Origin of the sequence: Psychrobacter piscatorii (assembly GCF_904846415.1) — a bacterium.
Lineage (GTDB): Bacteria > Pseudomonadota > Gammaproteobacteria > Pseudomonadales > Moraxellaceae > Psychrobacter > Psychrobacter piscatorii.
Genome location: NZ_CAJHAR010000026.1, coordinates 21,053 through 39,768, shown reverse-complemented (window position 1 = coordinate 39,768; position 18,716 = coordinate 21,053). Strand labels below are relative to the sequence as shown.

At 44.4% G+C, this 18,716-nt stretch carries 15 protein-coding genes; 4 read left to right on the top strand and 11 right to left on the bottom strand.

Going from position 1 to position 18,716, the window contains the following annotated elements:
• Nucleotides 1-204 precede the first annotated feature (204 nt).
• Together JMX83_RS11390 and JMX83_RS11385 are read left to right on the top strand one after the other, a co-directional pair.
• Complete coding sequence (locus tag JMX83_RS11390) at nt 205-1,644, top strand: APC family permease (RefSeq protein WP_201601835.1); 1,440 nt, start codon at nt 205-207, stop codon at nt 1,642-1,644.
• A 431-nt stretch (nt 1,645-2,075) separates the two neighbouring features.
• Nucleotides 2,076-2,309 (top strand): hypothetical protein, encoded by a 234-nt coding sequence (locus tag JMX83_RS11385; RefSeq protein ID WP_201601832.1) that lies wholly within the window; start codon nt 2,076-2,078, stop codon nt 2,307-2,309.
• Nucleotides 2,310-2,669: 360 nt separating this feature from the next.
• On the opposite strand, the gene JMX83_RS11380 is transcribed toward JMX83_RS11385, so the two are convergent.
• From JMX83_RS11380 to JMX83_RS11355, 6 genes are all read right to left on the bottom strand, one after another.
• Nucleotides 2,670-4,043 (bottom strand): NAD-dependent succinate-semialdehyde dehydrogenase, encoded by a 1,374-nt coding sequence (locus JMX83_RS11380; RefSeq protein ID WP_201601829.1) that lies wholly within the window; start codon nt 4,041-4,043, stop codon nt 2,670-2,672.
• A gap of 50 nt (nt 4,044-4,093) precedes the next feature.
• Nucleotides 4,094-5,218 carry an agmatine deiminase gene (gene aguA, locus JMX83_RS11375; protein WP_201601827.1) on the bottom strand — a complete coding sequence of 375 codons (1,125 nt, stop codon included), beginning with the start codon at nt 5,216-5,218 and terminating at the stop codon, nt 4,094-4,096.
• A 66-nt stretch (nt 5,219-5,284) separates the two neighbouring features.
• The gene (gene aguB, locus JMX83_RS11370) at nt 5,285-6,154 is read right to left on the bottom strand and encodes an N-carbamoylputrescine amidase (RefSeq protein WP_227675832.1); all 870 of its coding nucleotides are present in this window, start codon (nt 6,152-6,154) and stop codon (nt 5,285-5,287) included.
• A 121-nt stretch (nt 6,155-6,275) separates the two neighbouring features.
• Nucleotides 6,276-7,769: a Na+/H+ antiporter NhaC family protein gene (locus JMX83_RS11365; protein ID WP_201601826.1), complete on the bottom strand. Its 1,494-nt coding sequence runs from the start codon at nt 7,767-7,769 to the stop codon at nt 6,276-6,278.
• A gap of 203 nt (nt 7,770-7,972) precedes the next feature.
• On the bottom strand, nt 7,973-9,289 hold the full coding sequence (locus JMX83_RS11360) for an NAD(P)/FAD-dependent oxidoreductase (RefSeq protein ID WP_201601825.1): 1,317 nt from the start codon (nt 9,287-9,289) through the stop codon (nt 7,973-7,975).
• 1 nt (nt 9,290) lies between these two features.
• Nucleotides 9,291-10,634, bottom strand: a complete 1,344-nt coding sequence (locus JMX83_RS11355; protein WP_201601824.1) for a glutamine synthetase family protein — start codon at nt 10,632-10,634, stop codon at nt 9,291-9,293.
• Nucleotides 10,635-11,027: 393 nt separating this feature from the next.
• On the opposite strand from JMX83_RS11355, the gene JMX83_RS11350 reads away from it, so the two are divergent.
• Together JMX83_RS11350 and JMX83_RS11345 are read left to right on the top strand one after the other, a co-directional pair.
• Nucleotides 11,028-11,768 carry a gamma-glutamyl-gamma-aminobutyrate hydrolase family protein gene (locus JMX83_RS11350; protein ID WP_201601823.1) on the top strand — a complete coding sequence of 247 codons (741 nt, stop codon included), beginning with the start codon at nt 11,028-11,030 and terminating at the stop codon, nt 11,766-11,768.
• Nucleotides 11,743-12,525, top strand: a complete 783-nt coding sequence (locus tag JMX83_RS11345; protein ID WP_201601822.1) for a cupin domain-containing protein — start codon at nt 11,743-11,745, stop codon at nt 12,523-12,525. The genes JMX83_RS11350 and JMX83_RS11345 overlap by 26 nt, the downstream gene beginning before the upstream one ends.
• A gap of 147 nt (nt 12,526-12,672) precedes the next feature.
• Here the strand turns inward: JMX83_RS11345 and JMX83_RS11340 are convergent, their stop codons facing one another.
• The 5 genes from JMX83_RS11340 to greA all read right to left on the bottom strand — a co-directional run bounded on the left by JMX83_RS11340 (nt 12,673) and on the right by greA (nt 18,654).
• Nucleotides 12,673-14,049 carry a glycosyltransferase gene (locus JMX83_RS11340; RefSeq protein WP_227675831.1) on the bottom strand — a complete coding sequence of 459 codons (1,377 nt, stop codon included), beginning with the start codon at nt 14,047-14,049 and terminating at the stop codon, nt 12,673-12,675.
• Between the two features lie 153 nt (nt 14,050-14,202).
• Nucleotides 14,203-15,075 (bottom strand): TIGR03915 family putative DNA repair protein, encoded by an 873-nt coding sequence (locus JMX83_RS11335; RefSeq protein ID WP_201601820.1) that lies wholly within the window; start codon nt 15,073-15,075, stop codon nt 14,203-14,205.
• A 196-nt stretch (nt 15,076-15,271) separates the two neighbouring features.
• Entirely contained in the window at nt 15,272-16,540 is a 1,269-nt protein-coding gene (locus JMX83_RS11330) for a putative DNA modification/repair radical SAM protein (RefSeq protein ID WP_201601818.1), read from the bottom strand.
• A 236-nt stretch (nt 16,541-16,776) separates the two neighbouring features.
• Nucleotides 16,777-17,664 (bottom strand): hypothetical protein, encoded by an 888-nt coding sequence (locus tag JMX83_RS11325; protein ID WP_201601815.1) that lies wholly within the window; start codon nt 17,662-17,664, stop codon nt 16,777-16,779.
• A 513-nt stretch (nt 17,665-18,177) separates the two neighbouring features.
• A complete protein-coding gene (gene greA, locus JMX83_RS11320; protein WP_201601811.1) occupies nt 18,178-18,654 on the bottom strand; it encodes a transcription elongation factor GreA in 477 nt (158 codons plus the stop codon).
• Nucleotides 18,655-18,716: the final 62 nt, after the last annotated feature.

The following is an 18,716-nucleotide window of genomic DNA, read 5'->3' as shown; positions in this document are numbered from 1 at the left end:
TTATGACACTCACATGGAGTGTGATTTTAAACGGCGCCTTGCAAGTCAAGGCGCCGTTTTTGCTATGTGAATATCAAACAACGAGCAATCGGCTTTCTTTGGCGGAAACGATATATAGTAAATATGATGAGTGATATCTCATTAAACAGAAATAGTGTAACCATAAAAGGTTCACACGGATGACACACAGACAAGGAGTAGGTTATGTCTGAATTAAAGAAAACGTTAGGTGTGTTCGATATCATTGCGCTGGCATTCGGTGCGATGGTTGGTTGGGGCTGGGTCGTGCTGGCGGGTGGTTGGATTATCTCGGCAGGTATCTGGGGCGCAATTAGCGCCTTTTTGATCGGCGGTCTCGTGGTGGTTTTGATTGGTGTGACGTATGCTGAATTGGCAGCATCCATGCCTATCACAGGGGGCGAGCACACGTATACACACCGTGCACTGGGGGTGAATGTTTCCTTTATTTGCTCATGGAGTATTTTGTTTGGTTATTTTTCCGTCGTCGCTTTTGAGGCGGTGGCACTGCCAACCGTTGTTGAATATGTTATTCCCAATTACAGCCAAGGTTATCTTTGGAATATCGCTGGTTGGGATGTTTATGCCACGTGGGTAGCGGTCGGTATGCTCGGCTCAATCATTGTTACATGGCTCAATATACGCGGTATGGAAGTCAGTGCGTGGTTCCAAAAGCTGGCAGTTGTCGGTATTTTCTGCGTTGGTATCTTACTGTTCGTTGGTGCGTTGTTGTTCAATCCTGAAACCTCCAACTCAGTACAAGCACCAAACTTTATCGGTGGTATGGGCGGCATCATGACTGTGATGGTGATGGTACCGTTTTTATTCGTGGGCTTCGATGTGATTCCGCAAGCCGCAGAAGAAATCAATCTAACCCGTCCAAATATCGGCAAATTTTTGATTGTCTCTATTATTATCGCTGTGCTTTGGTATGTGGCTGTCGCTTGGAGTGTGGGTAAAACACTCCCACTATTACAAGCGCAAGACTCAACATTGGCAACTGCGGATGCGATGACCAATGCTTGGAATGGTAAATGGGCGGGTACGTTGCTCGTTATTGGCGGTGTATTGGGTATTTTATCAAGCTGGAATGCGTTTCTTATCGGTGGTAGTCGCTTATTGTACGCCATGGGTAAAACGCACATGTTGCCACAGTTTTTGTGCAAATTACATCCTAAGTACAACACCCCAGTCAATGCGATCTTGTTGATCGGTGGCCTTGCGACACTAGCGCCATTATTTGGCCGCAAAATGCTTGTGTGGATTGTTGATGCGGGCGGCTTTGGTATCGTTATCGCTTATACTTGTGTTGCATTGTCATTCTTAGTGCTACGCTACCGTGAGCCTGATATGGTACGTCCATTTAGAGTACCAGCAGGTAAATTGGTTGGTATCATCACTATTATTTTAAGTCTAGGTATGTTGGCGCTGTACCTACCGGGTATGCCATCAGCCCTAGTTCCTATCGAGTGGTGGATATTCCTTGGTTGGACGGTTCTTGGCGGTGCAATGTATGGCTATGCGTCAATGAAAAACCCTGGTAAGAGTAAAGAGATTATGGATCATGAGCTACACGAGCTCAAAATTGTTAATCAACAATGGTTAAAAGAAAATCCATATAAATAATAGTCTCATTTTAGTCAGTTAACTATAAAAAGCCTAACGTCAAACGCTAGGCTTTTTTTATGGTTTTTATGCTGCTTGAAAATGAGTCAATAGGTTTGAGACGTCAGAATAGAGCTTGAAGTGACGTGCTGATTCTTTTTTTAAAGGGTTAATGGCAATTTAATTTTCCCATATAGAAGTATTTGAGGTTTTAAGTAGAACTGTATCTATTTTTACTGTCATTGAACGATGAATGGTTAGATTTTATAAAAAGCTTGTTTTTAAACGCTTAAAAGATGTCCAGCACCCCTATATTCTTCTGTACAAATATTTATTCATGTGTTTTTTTGTAATTAGCGAGAAAGTATTATATTCATTTATTGACATTTGAAAGTAAAAAAGTAAAATTACGTACTCTTGTTTGCTTTTTTAATTTTGTGGACGATAGAGATATGATTAAAAGTGGAGATAAACTCAAATGTACCTGCGGCAATGATTTTTTTATAGAAGGCTCGGTTTATACTGTAGGTAATATCATAAGCGATAAATTTTTCCAAATAAATGTTGGTGCGAATGACGAGCATTGGTATGCAACGAAAGATAGCGAAGGGATATATGTTCGCTTTAATGCAGAAGACCATCTAGTAAATGATGCTTTTTTCGCTTTATTAAAACGCCAATACTAGATTTTTTAAGCAGTCTTTAAAACTTAAGTGTGCGTTTGAGATTCAGATGAAGATATGAAGCACTATTTATTATATGGTCATCAATAAATTGATTGGTCATTTGTTCGAGGCTTACAGAGTAAGGTTATTCTGCAAGTTTCCTGAACCAGTAAGTTTTCTGAACCAATAGCCATCTACAACATATCTATCATTTTCGGCAGTTACTTGGGCAGCCGTACTTTAGTGCTTTTGTCAGTAGATTTAAGTATCAAGCGATTGATTAAAGTACCGCTGCTACCCGATATCGTCAGTAAATTTCACGAAAAAGCCTAACGCCAAACGTTAGGCTTTTTTAGTTTGTTCAATAAATTGCTTATACGATTAAGATTTATCGCGGATCAGCTTATAGTTTAAGAATTCAGTGATACCAAGTGTACCAAGCTCGCGACCAAATCCTGAGCGTTTAACGCCGCCAAACGGTGTGTTTGCTTCCGTACCAGAAGGTGCGTTGATCGTGACCATGCCCACTTCCAATTTGTCAGCAATGTCAGCAGCTAGGGCAGTATCTTGCGTTTGGATAGAAGCACCAAGACCGAAAGGCACATCATTGGCGATCTTGATAGCGTGGTCGATATCACGAGCCTTGTAGACGACCGCGACAGGACCAAACAGCTCCTCACGGTAGACATCCATTGATTCAGTGACGTCTGTTAGTACCGCAGGTTTGAACCATGCACCAGGCTTATCTTTGACCAGGCCACCTTCTACTAGGACCGTCGCGCCTGCTTCAACGGCACTATCTAATTGCGCTTGCAAGTTGACCGCGGCAGCCTTTGAAGACATCGGGCCGATAAAGGTTTTTTCATCAAGAGGATCGGCCAATGTCATACTACGTACAGCATCAGTGAAGCCCTCAACGAAATTGTCATAGACAGACTCAAGAACGATTAGGCGTTTGGCGGCGTTACAGGCTTGGCCGGCATTGCCAAAACGACCAGAGATTGCGCCTTTTATCGCTTGTTTGATGTCGGCATCTGCTGCAACGATAAAGGCATCGGAGCCGCCCAGTTCTAATACGACTTTTTTGAGTGCGTCGCCTGCTTCTTTGGCAACGGCTTGCCCAGCGCGTTCAGAGCCAGTGAGTGAGATGCCTTGTACACGCTTGTCATGGATAATAGTCGCTGCCTGATCGTTGGTGGCAAAAACATTGTTATAAACGCCTTCAGGTACGCCGACTTCTTTGAACATATCAGCAATAATTTCTGCAGTCTTAGGGCATTGAGGCGCGTGCTTTAAGATAATAGTATTACCCGCCATAAAGTTTGGCGCGACAAAACGTGCCACTTGATAATGCGGATAATTCCACGGCATGATACCGAGTAGGACGCCAACAGGACGTTTTTCTACCGACGCTGATCCTGAGTCAACATCAATGGTATTCGGCGCGAGTAACTGCTCAGCATTGTCTGCATAGTAACGATAGATTTCAGCGACCAGACCGATTTCACCCTTGGCTTGTGCAACGGGCTTACCCATCTCATTGGCGACGATGCAAGCCAGCTCGTCTTGACGTTCCAGATAGCTATCGGCAATTTTATGCAGTAGTGCACTGCGCTCACTCAATGAGACTTGACGCCAGTCTTGATAGGCGTTGTCAGCTTGTTCGATGACTTGCTGGATGTCTTGTTCAGTGGCAGTAGGATAAGTAGCTTCTAGTTCGCCAGTGGCTGGATTGTTGATTTGATAATCACTCATAGTTATGTCCTTTAGTTTAAAATATTCTTGGGTTCAAAATCCATTTGGGTCTATATTTTTATGCGGGTGCTTTTGACTAATGATTTTGGTTGCTGCTGGGTAATACAATGAATATTACCGCCGCCATAGACAATCTCTTTTGTGCGTACTCCCACTACTTGATGCTGCGGAAAGACTTTTTCAAGCTGTGCGATGGCTAAAGCATCATTTATATCATCATATTGCGGTACGATGACCGCATCATTACAAATGAGAAAATTGGCATAAGAGGCAATACAGACATCACCTGTCAAGCGCGGTTTGGCATCGTTAGATTGGACAATGTCATAGTCATCAGGCAAGGTCACTGGCTGCTGGGTGCAGCAAAGCTTATGAACTGTTAAGCGTCTGCCTTTTGCATCGGTCATATTTGAGAGTTGTTCATAGGCTTTTTGCGTGGCGTCATAAAAAGGATGCTCAGGGTCGTCAGTGTATAAACACACCACTTCACCAGGCCGCGCAAAACAGGCGATATCATCGACATGACCTGTGGTCTCGTCAGGATCGATTCCATCATCAATCCACAGCACTTTTTGTACATTGAGATAGGCTTTTAGTTTATCTTCAATTTGTGCTTCAGTCAGATGTGGGTTGCGCCCCGGGCTTAGCAGGCACATACGTGTGGTTAGAACCGTGCCCTCACCATCGACATGAAACGCGCCGCCTTCCATCACAAAGTTATCTGTGCGATAGCGGCTAATATCTAAATGCTCACACAGTCGTTCTGCTAACTTATCATCGTCGTCCCAAGGCGAGTAGAGGCCATCATAGTCGCCGCCCCATGCATTGAACGTCCAGTCACAAGCGCGTATCTCGCCAGCATTATTGACTAAAAATGTCGGCACGATATCACGCGCCCACGCATCATCACTCGGCATGGAAATCACGTCGATATCGGCAGGCAAGCTATCGCGGCACTGCTGATAATCATCAGGATTAACCAGTACGCCAACTTCACAAAACTTGTTAATTGCCAATGCAACATCAGTATAAGCCCTCTTGGCAGGAGTGGCTTGTTGTCGCCAGTTATCCGCACGGTATGGCCATACCATCCATACTTTTTCTATCAGCTCGAATTCTGCTGGCATGTAAAAGCTGTCTTGCTGTGGTGTCGTGTCGGTCAGTAATTTGGACATAAAATCACCTTATCGCATTCATGCGACGATAAAAGTAGTAAGAGATAATTGAAAATAGGGTATCTATTAGCCATGAGTCAGCAGCGTGCCATACATAGATGGACGGCGGTCACGGAACACGCCCCATTGGCGGCGCTCGATAGCCAACTGATCTAAATCAAAGGTCGTACTAATGACTTCGCTAGTCCCCGCAGAGGCTTCTTGTATGATCTCGCCGCGACCATCAGTGATAAATGAGCCACCATAGAACTGCATGGTACTGTCATTACCATTTTGGCTGATGGTTTCCGTGCCGATACGGTTGGATGCGATGACGGGCATCAGGTTGGCAGCAGCATGGCCTTGCATACAGCGCTGCCAATGACCTTTTGAGTTGATACCGAGTGTTGGTTCATCACCAATCGCAGTCGGATAAAATAATAGCTCTGCACCCATCAATGCCATGCTACGGGCGCATTCAGGGAACCACTGATCCCAGCAAATACCTACCCCAATCTTGGCATATTGGGTTTCCCAAACCTTAAAGCCTGTATCACCGGGGGTGAAGTAAAACTTTTCGGCATAAGGAATGCCATCTGGGATATGAGTCTTGCGATAGGTACCGAGTATTTCGCCATCGGCGTCAATCACGGTCACGCTATTAAAAAAGGTATTGCCCGATTTTTCATAAAAGCTGATCGGTAATACCACTTCTAGCTCCTTGGCCAACTGTTTGAAATGATTGATAGCGGCATTATCAGCAACGCTCGTCGCCAGCTTAAAATAATCAAATTCATGAACTTGGCAGAAGTACGGCGTCTCAAACAACTCTTGCAGTAAGATAATATTGGCACCTGCTTTGGCGGCTTTGGTGACCAAATCAGTGGCAGTGGCGATGTTTTGTTGGATATCCCAACCACAGGCCATTTGCGTGGTGGCAACGGTAACGTTTCGCATGATTTAAATCCTTTTAATAATAGATAAGTAATACGGTATAAAGATAATAGGTTTTATGGTTTAACCAACCATTAGAGACTGTTGGTTAAACCATAGTGACAACGCTAACATTGGGTTTGGCTTACGCCATCATGTAACCCAATCCTAAGAAAGCTGCGACAGATAAACCGGCTCCTAGCATGGCATAGGGGAACTGGGTAAAGGCATGCTGCATGGGTGAGCAGCCAGCACCTTGCGCGGCAAGTAATGATGAGTCGCTAAAGAAGCAGGCATGACTACCAAACGAGGACGCGGACAACAACGCACCAATCATAAGCGGCGTACTCACACCAAGAGCAAGCGATATCGGGAAGACAATCGGCATTGCCAACACATACAGCCCCCAACTTGATGATGTGGCGAAGGTTAAGAACGCCATGACTGCAAAGATAACCGCAGGGAAAATAATAATCGTCATATAAGGGGTGATGGCTTCGATCACATAGGTGGTCATGCCAAGATCATCATTGATGGCTTTTAAGAAAAATCCGCCAATAACCGTTGAAAGTGGATAAAGCATGACTTTAAAGCCTTTAAAGATAGACTCTACTTGCGTCTCAAAGCTCAAAATACCTTGCATCCAATAGATAATGACGGTGACAAAACAGGTGAGCAACGCACCGCGCAACAGATCGACTTCGAAGTAAATGGTTGAGACAATAAGCAAGATCATCGGAAAGGCAAAGTTTGCGATATTGGCTTTGAACGATAATTTGCGTTTGGCCTGGACATTTGAGACCAATTGCTCTTCGATAAAGGCTTCAGGGACAGGGTGGCCTGATTTGGCACGTTTCTCAGCTTTTTTCATCGGTCCCCAGTCACCTAATATGCCGTACGCGACCAAAAATACGATTAGGAGAGCGAACCACGCATACGCCATGTAAGGAATGGCGCTGATATAAAGGCCAAGACCAGCACCATCTGCGGCCACACCGTTTTCTTCTAACAGACCTGCAAAATACACCGCCCATGTAGAGATAGGCACGATTACACACATCGGTGCTGCGGTGGAGTCGACGATATAGGCGAGTTTTTCGCGAGAGACACCATACACATCAGTCAGTTTTTTGACAGACGTAGAGACGGCAAGGCAGTTTAAATAATCATCAATAAAGACCACAATACCCAAGGCGAACGTTGCGAGCAATGACTGGCGGCGCGATTTAATGATTTTTTGTAGCCATTCGCTAAACCCATCAAGACAACCACTAATTTCAAGCAATTGAATGAGTCCGCCCATCAGACCACAGACGAGCACAATCCAAATAATGGTCTCATTACCCAATACCATTGACATATTGTCTGCAAAAGGGGAGACCAGATCAAAGGGGTTAAGCATCACAAGGCCCGCGACACAGCCTGCCATCATAGATTCGAACGGTCGCCTAGAGATAATGGCGGTGACGAGCACCAATAACGTCGGTAATAAGGATAGGGCTCCCCACGACTCGTCTGGGCCACGAGTCGTTGATAGCCACGCAAACGCTAAATAGATAGCGAGTGCGCCTAACACGGTGAGAAATACTCGCTTATTGTGATACTGCCCCTCGACAGCATCATTGAGTTTCATGTTCATACTTACGCTCCCTGTAAAACTCTATTTTTAGGACAAATTCTAGGTGTAGTTGATGTCAGGTAGAAAGTAGCGAATTGGCTTTCTATCTAACCCTGCCACAGCACTCCATTGCTATGACAGGTAAATCTAATAACAGTCATTAAGAGCGTTGTATTTGTTCAGTGCTCAGTATTTAAGACTCAGTATTCGAGGTGTTAGTGGGTTTATAGGCCAGTCGTATCTTTTAGTGCATACCACCATGAGCCCATCACTGAATAGGGCACGCGCAGTGCTCGACCGCCCGGGAACGGAATCCATGGGATTTGAGCAAAAGTATCAAATTCTTTGGTTTTACCATTAATGGCATCGGCCAAGATTTGTCCGAACAGATGCGAGCCTGTCACGCCATGACCACTATAACCATGGGCGAAAAACACCCGATCGTGTAGCTTACCCATTTGTGGTACGCGAGAGAATGACAAAGCAAAATTACCGCTCCATGCGTAGTCAATTTTGACATCACGCAGCTCTGGAAAGATCTTGTTCATGTTTGGTCTGATCTTGGCGGTGATATCAGCGGGGTCTTGTCCGCCATATACTGTGCCGCCACCGAACAACATGCGCTTGTCTGCCGAGAGACGATAGTAATCGAGAATATAGCGTACATCTTCGACACAGACATCGGTGGGTAGCAGCTGATCGGCTAAATCACCTAACGGCTCGGTCGCGATGATTTGTGTCGATACGGGCATGACTCGGTCAGTCAACTTAGGAATCACTTTATTAAGATAAGCATTACCGCACAGAATCGCTTGTTTACAAGTGACAGAGCCAAACTCAGTGATGACTTTGATAGAATCATCGGCATACTCAATATCTACCACCAAGGTGTTTTCATAAATAGTGCCGCCACCTTGTTCGATAGCCGCCGCTTCACCTAGTGCAAGATTTAATGGGTGAATATGTCCGCCTGAATGGTCAATGACGCCGCCCACATAAGCATCTGATTTGATATGTTCTTGCATGCCTTGCTTGTCCAGCATCTCTCTATCATGCATACCGTGGCTTTCCCACAGTGCATGCGTCTCTTGTAAGTCTTTTAGCTGTCCTTTGTTCAACGCAGCAAAGATATTCTTTTCTTTGAGGTCGCAATTGATATCGTAATCGTTGACAAAACGGCGAATGATTTTGCCGCCACGGGTAACCAATTGACCGACAAAGTCAGCACTTTGTTGGCCATACGACTTTTTGATTTTTTGTAGACTGGCATTTAAGCCATTGACGATCTGACCACCATTACGGCCTGAGGCGCCCCAACCAATCTGCGCGCCTTCGAGTACGACAACTTCATGATCGGTTTCAATCAGATGCAGGGCAGTCGATAAGCCACTAAAGCCGCCACCAACCACACAGATTTCTACTTGGATGTCATTTTCTAGCGTCGGTCTATCAGGCTTAGGATTGCGACTGGCAGCGTAATAGCTGTCAGGATATTGACCTTTGTCTGAATAGTGCGGGATATTGCGCGTGTTGTTAGACATATTACACATCCTGTAAATAGGTGAGGTATTCAAGGTTGGTGACTTGCTGGGCAAAGCGTTTGGCTTCTTGCTTTTTGACAGCGATCAATAGCTCAATCATCTCGCTTGGGAAGAGCGAATCAATGATGTCGCTGCTTTCAAACTGACGGATCGCTGAGAGCCAATCTAACGGTAAGGTTTTGAGCGTGGCTTCGTCGTAAGTAATACTATTGACGGGTTCTGGCGCCTCTAGTTTGTTTTCGATGCCATATAATATACCTGCCAATACGGCACTACAAACCAAGTAAGGGTTGGCATCAGCGCCAGACACGCGGTGCTCGATACGACGTGCTTTGGTATCGCCACCAGGGATACGTACGGCCGCTGTGCGATTCTCATAACCCCATGACACATTGTTCGGAGCGAGCGTACCGGGGGTAAAGCGACGATAAGAGTTAACGTGCGGTGCAAACAATAATGTACAGTCCGACATGGTTTTTAGAAGGCCCGCAACCGCATGGCGCAAAATCTCTGAACCCTCATCTGTGCCGTTATCAAAGACGTTGTTGCCGTCTTTATCTAACAAGCTGCAATGCACATGAAAACCGTTGCCAGATTGCAGACCAAAAGGTTTTGCCATAAAAGTGGCGGTGAGCTTACGGCGAGCAGCTACTGCTTTGACGACCTGCTTGAACAAAATCGCATCGTCCGCCGCTTTGAGCGGATCGTTCACGTGTAATAAATTAATCTCAAACTGACCACAACCATTTTCAGCCAACGCCGCATCAACAGGAATATCGAGCTTTTCGCACTGCGCATAGACATCATCTAAAAATTCATCGAACTGCAATAAATCATTGATGCTCAAAATTGAGGTTTTATTCAGTCTCAGTCCGCTTTTAGGGCGGATAGGCGGTCTTGGCGTTTCCCCTTCGGTATAGTCAACCAAATAAAATTCTAGCTCCGTTGCCATCACTGGGGTCAGACCAAGCGCTTGGAATTTTTTGCTGATGTAATCTAACACATGACGAGCATCACCGTAGTAAGGTTCATTGTCTTCCGTATAGAGCCAAACGGGCAGTAACGATGAGGGCGCGCTGGTGTTAAGAAGGGGATAAGCGGCGCGCCCTGTCGGTTTGGCAATCGCATCGATATCGCCATTACACTGAGAAGATTCAATAACATCCGCACCCCAGATATCGACCCCTAAAATTGACATCGGTAGTCGTATGGCGCCTTTTTCTGCTTTTTCCATTTGATCGAATGGGATGCGCTTACCACGAAGTAAGCCATTAATATCACCTGCTGCAACATAGACGTATTCTGTGTTATTTGCAGATTCGACCATTCCATTGGTTGTCATCATATCTATTCTTCCTATGAATTTTAGAGCTATTGGGATTGTGGTTATGACAGTTATTGCACCTAAGTACGTATGAATCTGTGATGAAAATGACGATAAATGTTTGATAAAACAGTAATTTATAAGAAAGTTATTATTTACTGTTTATATTCATTAAGAGGTACTTATCAATCTAATATAGGTATGAAAACTATAGTTGTCAATTTTTATTTAAAATTATCGTTAAATCACCCATTTTTCTCTAATTTATGCAAATTAGACCAATTTATATAAAAAAACTACTGATATTGAAGTTTATAGTTTACATTTAATCGAATGCTATGGTAAATTTTAGCTAAACAAGGAATCAAACAATATCGCCTGCTAGGCTTCATTGTTATCAATAGGGAAAACGACATGAAAAATTCTAGACCTATCATCGCGATTGTTGCTTGTCACAAGATGGTCGATGGTCAGCCCTCTCAAGCGGTATATCAAAAATATATCGATGCGGTGAATTTTTATGGCGGTAATCCTATATTGCTACCAAGTACAGCCGCTGATGACGAAAATTTCGATGCACTGCTAGCGATCGCAGATGGTATTTTATTGACGGGCAGCTACAGCAATGTGGCACCAGCACGTTACGGCGCAACGCACATCGAAGCAAAACAAGATTTGGGCCGTGATGAGTTAAGCTTTAAATTACTGGCTTATGCAGACAGAACGGGTACGCCACTATTAGCCGTTTGCCGGGGTCTGCAAGAGATGAATGTTTACTTTGAAGGCACGTTACACCCTGATTGGCGCGAGGTAGAGGGGTTTTATGAGCCGCACTTAGAGGACAGCACGCAACCACTTGAGGTGCAATATCAGCCCGTACATGATGTCATTATCCAGCCTAATGGCAGACTTGCGGCGTTCGGTGAAAAATGGCATGTCAACTCCTTACATAAGCAAGCCATCGATAAAGTAGGTGAACGTTTATTTGTCGAAGCCCTAGCCCCTGATGGCTTGGTAGAAGCCATTAGCTTGTTACAACATCCCTTTATGATTGGTGTACAATGGCATCCTGAGTTAAATTATGCACAAGATAACTTGTCCAAATTTCTATTCACGGAATTCATTCACCATGCCAGCACACCCCAAATCGAGTAGCACCACTAAAGATCCGGTAGATATTGACAGCGCTAACACTGATATCGATAAAAGTGTCGATAGCGAGATTGGTAACAGCATTGACGCTGATGTTGCCAGTGATAAAGATATTGATATCGAGGAAGATGATGACATCAGTAGTGATGACGAAGATGAGTTGATAGATTCTGAAACAGACACATCTAGCGACACTGACGAATCGATAGAAGAAGACATCGGTAAAAAAATCAATCAACTGCGCCTTGCAAAAGGCTACTCGCAGCGTAAATTGGCGAAATTATCAGGATTGACGAACACTTCTATTAGCTCTATTGAGCGTAATAAGGTGAGTCCCGCCGTAAATACCTTGAAGGCGATTTTGGCAGTGTTAGGTTCTGATTTGACCACGTTTTTTAGTGATGAGTGGAAGGAGCCAAAGGCGAGAGTGATTGTAACGCCAAAGGATTTGCTAGAACTTAGTGAGCCCAGTAGCAGAGTATCGTTAAAGCAAGTCTACAACTGTAGCGCGACCAGAAACTTAGGGTTTTTGATCGAAACGTATCAGCCAAACAGCTCAACAGAAGAAAGAATTGCTCATGAAGGTGAGGAAATTGGTACGGTCATCGAAGGCAAAATTATTATCCGTATCAATGAGACCACGTATTTGTTGAATGAAGGGGATAGCTATGTGATTGATACTAATCAACCGCATACTTTTATTAATCCTACGGATGGTGTGTCTCGAATTGTTAGTGCACATACACCAATGACTTATTAGGATCGTGTTCTGTAACTTTAAACTGAATACTCATCTTAATACAGATTGAAAATGCCACTTCCATTGTTGGAAATGGCATTTTTTTTGCTTAATATATCTCATCATGACTGAGATTGGCTTCTGCACAGATAGAGGTAGGCAGTCAGCTTATGACTTTTGATCAGCGTCAGGTGCTTCTGATTTGATATCTGCTTTTGTTGTTTCTTCTACTTTTATTTCATCTTCTATTTCTGGCGATTCCGCTTTGTTTACTTTTTCTTTGATCAGTTTGACTTTTGGGCGCTTGGGGATGGGTTCGACATGTTTGACTGCCGCACCAAAGGCAGGTTTAGAGGTTTTTTTAAGGCTTCTTTTGATTCTTCGTACCGCGAGCGCATCGGCCTCAGCTCGTTCTTCTGCCAGCGCAGTATCGTACAGTCCTTGGTATACCGCGAGGGTTTTTTCGATCATCTCACGCATGGTGAATTTGTTGGTCATCTCAGGCCGCGTCACGCTTTCTAATTGATTGCGCACTGCTTTACACAACGAGTTCGCATTGTGTTTTTTGACCAGTCCTTGCGGATAGAGCGGTTGTAGTATTTCGCTAAAAGCGGCTTGATCCCAGCCAATGACAGGGGTACCCAAATGAATCGCTTGCAGCGCATTAATGCCGATTGATTCTGGCTCGTTGGCAAGTGCCATAACGATATTGGCCGCTGAGAGCCATTCACGCATGTCATTACGTTTGCTACCCACATAAGTAATACGCTCAGCCAACCCCAAACTGTTGGTACGTTGACGAAAGTCTTCATGAGCGACATCACCATCTTTATAATCATCGTCCATGATGATGACATGAATATTGGGAAATTGCTCTTGTAGATTGCCCAAGATATCAATCAGCCACTCTTGACCATACTCATTGCCAATGACTGTTGGAAATACGAGCCACTTCTTATGCTCCAGCTCAGGATATTCCGCAAAGGTATGACGCAACCAATAGACCGAAGGATTGTGCCGATAAGGATAGCGCCGAGTATCGATGCCGCGGTAGATACGTGTGATGACTTTCGGATCGACTTCTTCACGGCGTAACCCTTTTTTGAGGTACTGGGTGACGCTATCAGATACAGTGATAATCGTATCGACATTGAGCAATGCTTGCGAGTACTTATTGATGGGATAAAACCCATACATGGTTGAGACCAGCTTTGGGAAACGTTTGACGCGCGCACGGCGCAGTGCTAAATGCAATATCCATGCAGGCGTGCGCGAGTGTACATGAATGACATCAGGCTCATACTTCTCAATCAAATGCCGCAGTGCTGAGACTTGTAATAAGGATAGCCAGGATTTTTTGTTCATGTATAGCTGATGATATATGTTGCCGTCACGCTTGAGGCGTCTGACCAAGTCATTGTTTTCGCTGGCACTAGCGACAATGATGGAAGTGTGCTCGTTTTTGACCAGTGCGCGCCCAAGATGAAAAATACCGCGCTCGGATTCATCATGCTTCAAAGACGATAGTAAGCGCATAACTTTCATAATAGCGTGGGTCACCGGTTAGTAATATCAAGCTGCTATTGTCAGTTAAAAGCGCTTAAAACTCAACCATCAAGATAAAAAGATAGCGTCAGATATTTAGCTTTCCAGCAGATATGAGCATGATTTTCTCGGCTAAAAACTGCCCAAACGTATTTAGCGGCGTTTTTGTAGATGCTCAGCGTTGGGCAGTACTTGTTTTTCACTTAAGTATTTCCAATAACGCTGCGGTAGATACTGCCTATGCAGCTTGGGGTTTTTACGCTCTTTGATATTGACGTTGGTAAAGTAACCCTGCCAAAACTTTTGATAACGCTGCTCATCGGGACTATGAATGCTGGCAGGGTTGCGGAGGACGGCATCATCGAGGTCGGTGATGGTTTGCAGGGGTGCAGGACGAGTAGGCGTGCTATTACTTTTATCATAATAAATACCATAACCACGCGTCAGATCATAGATCGCCCAGTGCTGGTCTTGATAACGCTGGCGAAAATGCTCTCCAATCAGTGGCAGTACATTAAAATCAGGCTCGACCCGTGCAAAATAAATATCATCAGTGGTGTGCTCAAAGCGTACAAATGCCTCCATGCGATGTTTTTCACGCCCGACAGATTTGACCGTTTGTACTAGCTCAAGCACATCTAAATGACCAAGGTCTTGCATGATATTTCGGCAAGGGTAGTCGATGGCGTATTTGACCACGCGGAATAAAGTTGTGCCGATGTCGTCCTTTTCTGATAAAAACCCCCACAAAATATTACGCATACCTGAGCGACCAAGCAAGCTATTTAGCTTAACCAATACGCGCTCTGCGTTGTATGCATCTGTGGTGACGCTAGTCGCTTGCGCTATTAAGGAGGGTACATAACAGTCTTGAGCGGTGAGCTTGAGTGAGGCGTCTTCTTGCAATCGATTGGCATAAACATAAAACACCGCGCTGAGCCAGCCTTCAAAGCTTGGCTCATACAGCACAATGCTGGGCGTTAACTGACCGATAGCGTAAGCGTCGTTTTGCACAAGTGCTGACATGGTTTATCCTGAAACGATGTGAAATGTATTTTGGCTCGTCATAAAATCTATGTAAGTATTGTCAAATGCTACTGGTGGATATTTTTCTTGCGTGCTGTTCGCATCGCGTGACAGAGGCTGCAAAAAATATCACCAGTAGCGCTACCTTTTTATTTTATCGATTTTAGATTGATTTATATTTACGACAATGCCAAATTTAAAACAACGCCAGCTGACCACTGCGCTGATCTTTAAACTTGGTCTGAGTTTGCGCCAGTACATACTGACGGAAGTTATCGCGTGTTAAATGGGCAAGGTGCTCGTTTTTACCAGTGGTTGCGATAAAGTATTTAGCACGGTTGACCGCAGCGCCCATCTTTTTTAGATGATAGAGTGTCAATTGATTGAATTTGCGCGCTTTGACGATTTTTTTGGCAGTCTTGGTACCGATGCCAGGGATACGTACGATCATCTCATAAGTCGCTGTCTGAATATTGACAGGAAAATGCTCACGATGGCGTATTGCCCAAGCCAGTTTTGGATCGCAGTCTAGGTCCAAAAATGGCGACTCTGGCTCGACAATTTCGTACGCACCAAACCCATAAAAACGCATTAACCAATCTGCTTGATAAAGACGGTTCTCACGCACCATTGGCACAGGCGTTCCAATCGCAGGCAAGCGATTGTCAGAGAGCATCGGTACATAACCTGAGTAGTAGACGCGTTTTAAATCGTAGGTTTTATAAAAGTGACTCGATAGCTGAATCACTTGCAAATCCGTCTCGTTGCTAGCACCGACGATCATTTGACTGGTCTGACCAGCGGGCGTAAATTTAGGCGCTTTTTTATGAGTCTTTCGGCTTTCACGAATGGTGATAATTTCTTCTTTTACTGTTTCCATCGGCGCTTTTAATTGCTCGTGTGATTTTTCTGGCGCAAGTAAAGCCAGTCCTGATTTGGTTGGAATTTCAATATTCACACTCAAGCGATCGGCGTAGAGTCCTGCTTCGAGCAATAGTTCCTTTGACGCGCCGGGTATGGTCTTTAGATGAATATACCCATTAAAGCGCTCGCGAGTACGCAGGATTTTGGCAACTTCGACCAGTCGCTCCATTGTATAGTCGCCACTTTTGAAGATACCAGAGCTGAGAAATAGCCCTTCGATATAGTTACGGCGATAAAACTGCATGGTCAAATCCACGACTTCTTCAACACTAAATGCAGCGCGCGGCGTGTCATTGCTTTTGCGTGAGGTGCAATAAGCGCAATCATAGATGCAATGATTGGTCAAAAGAATTTTTAGCAGGCTGACACAGCGACCATCTTCGGTATAGCTGTGACAGATACCGCTTTTTGAGGCATCGCCTAGACCGCCGCCTTGGTTCTTACGTGTACCAGCAGAGGATGAGCAGGAGACATCATACTTGGCAGCGTCGGCCAAGATATTGAGCTTGCCCTGTAATCTTTCATAATTGATGTTTGCCATAAGTCGGTTATTACCAATTAATTAATGAGTAACCATTTTACCAAAATATGTATTAAGTCATTGTATTTATAAGAAAATTTAAAAAATAACACGACAAATAGTGTCGTATGCGTCAAGAGGTTGTGAACGAGCATACATGCTACTCGATATGACACGCATTAAAAAAGGCCCTGAATATTCAAGACCTTTTGCAAAGTGATACTGTTAAAAATACGTATTTGTAGTGAGCAAGTTATTTACTGAACCTTGGCACGTATCACAACGGTTTGATTACCATTGGCATTAAGATTTGCTAAGTTCCATTTCAGGCCAGAGTAGTTCTCTTGCACAACAACGGTATTGCCAACTTGCTGAATGGTTTGATAACTGTCGCCGCCAGTGGTGGCAAACGTTGGTAATGGGCTATTTAACGATACTAGCTGGACGCCGCTTGGCAATGAAACCATAGCATTGATGTCATTAACTGGCTGTGCCGTGGTGTTGGTGTAGGTGGTGTGATATTCAATGACATCACCAGGGGCGATATGGTTGGCAGGCACCGCAAATTCACGTCCAGCGCCATTTTTCATGATTTTCATGACCTTGGTGTTTGCATTGATGACACCCGGCGTGCTAAAAGTCGGGGTTAATTGCAAGGTATCTAACGTGGTCGTCGTGATTTGATTGGTGATAGGCTGGTTAGTGATGACGGTTGTCGCTGGCGCATTCTTAACAGGCAACTGAGTAGCAGTGGCAACAGGCAGGACTTGTGTCACGGTGCTGACTGGCGCCGTGACGACGTCTACCTTGGTGACGCTATTGGTCATTCGATTGGTGACCGGTACGCTAGTGACGGTTGTGCTTCCTTGAACCACAGGAGACTGACGAACGACATAGCGCGGCACAGTCGTCACTTGTGTCACGGCATAAGGCATGCCATCTTGCATCGTAATACCGTTTGGTGTCGCAGTAATAGTGGCTGTTTGGCCATTAGAATATTGTTCAACTACCGTCGTGCTACCACCAGCAGATGAGCTGATCGCGATTTCAGGCGCAGCATGGGCTGAGGATGCAAGCACCATACCTGCGAGTATTGCAGATACTGTGGTGGTTAGTGCTGATGGTGCATAAGACTTCATGGTCATAATAGACTCCTTAACAGTATCAATAAAAAAAGCAGCGATAAGTAAAACAGCAATAATTAACGTCTAAACAAGCAAAACCCCCGCTAAATGACACCAAAAGGTATGCCAAATAACGAGGGTGTTAGTACTGACGATAGCTGGTGTCTATAATCAGACCATCATTATTTTGAGTAAAAGTGCTTCAGTATAAATTTACATCGATATTACGGGCTAATATCACCTAATATAAAAATTACGATGCACTAAAAACTCAAATAATTATGCGCCAAAACAAATCGTGTATAAAAGCTGCATTGTGTAACCCAAACGGTATAAATGCTATCAATACGTAATGTTGCTTATATCCATGTTATTGGGTAGCGAGTAGCCAGCCGTATCTGTCACTGTCAAACATGTTTACTATTTAAGAGAACTAGTATTTAAAGAGCCTTTTAAGAGAACTATTATTCAAAGAGCCTTTCATCCAAAATTGAAAGTATCAAGATTACAGATGATCAGAAATAGTGAGTCTTATTAGTCGTAGATAACTTTCATCACTTCGTATTCAACCACGCCCTTTGGCGTTTCGATACGTACTTCATCGCCTTCAAACTTACCGATGAGGCCACGAGCGATCGGTGAATTGACTGAGATTTTGCCAGCCTTGAAATCGGCTTCATCATCGCCGACGATTTTGTACTGTTTTTCTTCTTCAGTGTCCATGTTTTCGATTATGACGCTGACGCCAAACACGATACGACCTTCTTTTGGCAATGTTGAAGGATCGATGACTTGTGCGCCGCCAAGTTTGGCTTCGATATCACGGATACGTGCTTCACAAAACCCTTGTTGCTCACGGGCAGCGTGATATTCAGCGTTCTCTTTCAAATCGCCGTGCTCGCGTGCTTCAGCAATTGATGCAGTGATGCGTGGACGATCGACACTTTTTAGCTGTTTTAATTCGGCTTCTAAAGCCGCGTGTCCTTGCGGAGTCATTGGGTAACGTTGCATGTTTTTTCCTTAAACCAATAACACCACACCACCTCATAATGAGATGGTGTTAGTGTTGTTGC

Bases quoted from the DNA above. Each gene is read 5' to 3' on its own strand.
- JMX83_RS11390 (WP_201601835.1), top strand. From the start codon at position 205: ATGTCTGAATTAAAGAAAACGTTAGGTGTGTTCGATATCATTGCGCTG.
- JMX83_RS11385 (WP_201601832.1), top strand. From the start codon at position 2,076: ATGATTAAAAGTGGAGATAAACTCAAATGTACCTGCGGCAATGATTTT.
- JMX83_RS11380 (WP_201601829.1), bottom strand. From the start codon at position 4,043: ATGAGTGATTATCAAATCAACAATCCAGCCACTGGCGAACTAGAAGCT.
- aguA (WP_201601827.1), bottom strand. From the start codon at position 5,218: ATGTCCAAATTACTGACCGACACGACACCACAGCAAGACAGCTTTTAC.
- aguB (WP_227675832.1), bottom strand. From the start codon at position 6,154: ATGCGAAACGTTACCGTTGCCACCACGCAAATGGCCTGTGGTTGGGAT.
- JMX83_RS11365 (WP_201601826.1), bottom strand. From the start codon at position 7,769: ATGAACATGAAACTCAATGATGCTGTCGAGGGGCAGTATCACAATAAG.
- JMX83_RS11360 (WP_201601825.1), bottom strand. From the start codon at position 9,289: ATGTCTAACAACACGCGCAATATCCCGCACTATTCAGACAAAGGTCAA.
- JMX83_RS11355 (WP_201601824.1), bottom strand. From the start codon at position 10,634: ATGATGACAACCAATGGAATGGTCGAATCTGCAAATAACACAGAATAC.
- JMX83_RS11350 (WP_201601823.1), top strand. From the start codon at position 11,028: ATGAAAAATTCTAGACCTATCATCGCGATTGTTGCTTGTCACAAGATG.
- JMX83_RS11345 (WP_201601822.1), top strand. From the start codon at position 11,743: ATGCCAGCACACCCCAAATCGAGTAGCACCACTAAAGATCCGGTAGAT.
- JMX83_RS11340 (WP_227675831.1), bottom strand. From the start codon at position 14,049: ATGAAAGTTATGCGCTTACTATCGTCTTTGAAGCATGATGAATCCGAG.
- JMX83_RS11335 (WP_201601820.1), bottom strand. From the start codon at position 15,075: ATGTCAGCACTTGTGCAAAACGACGCTTACGCTATCGGTCAGTTAACG.
- JMX83_RS11330 (WP_201601818.1), bottom strand. From the start codon at position 16,540: ATGGCAAACATCAATTATGAAAGATTACAGGGCAAGCTCAATATCTTG.
- JMX83_RS11325 (WP_201601815.1), bottom strand. From the start codon at position 17,664: ATGACCATGAAGTCTTATGCACCATCAGCACTAACCACCACAGTATCT.
- greA (WP_201601811.1), bottom strand. From the start codon at position 18,654: ATGCAACGTTACCCAATGACTCCGCAAGGACACGCGGCTTTAGAAGCC.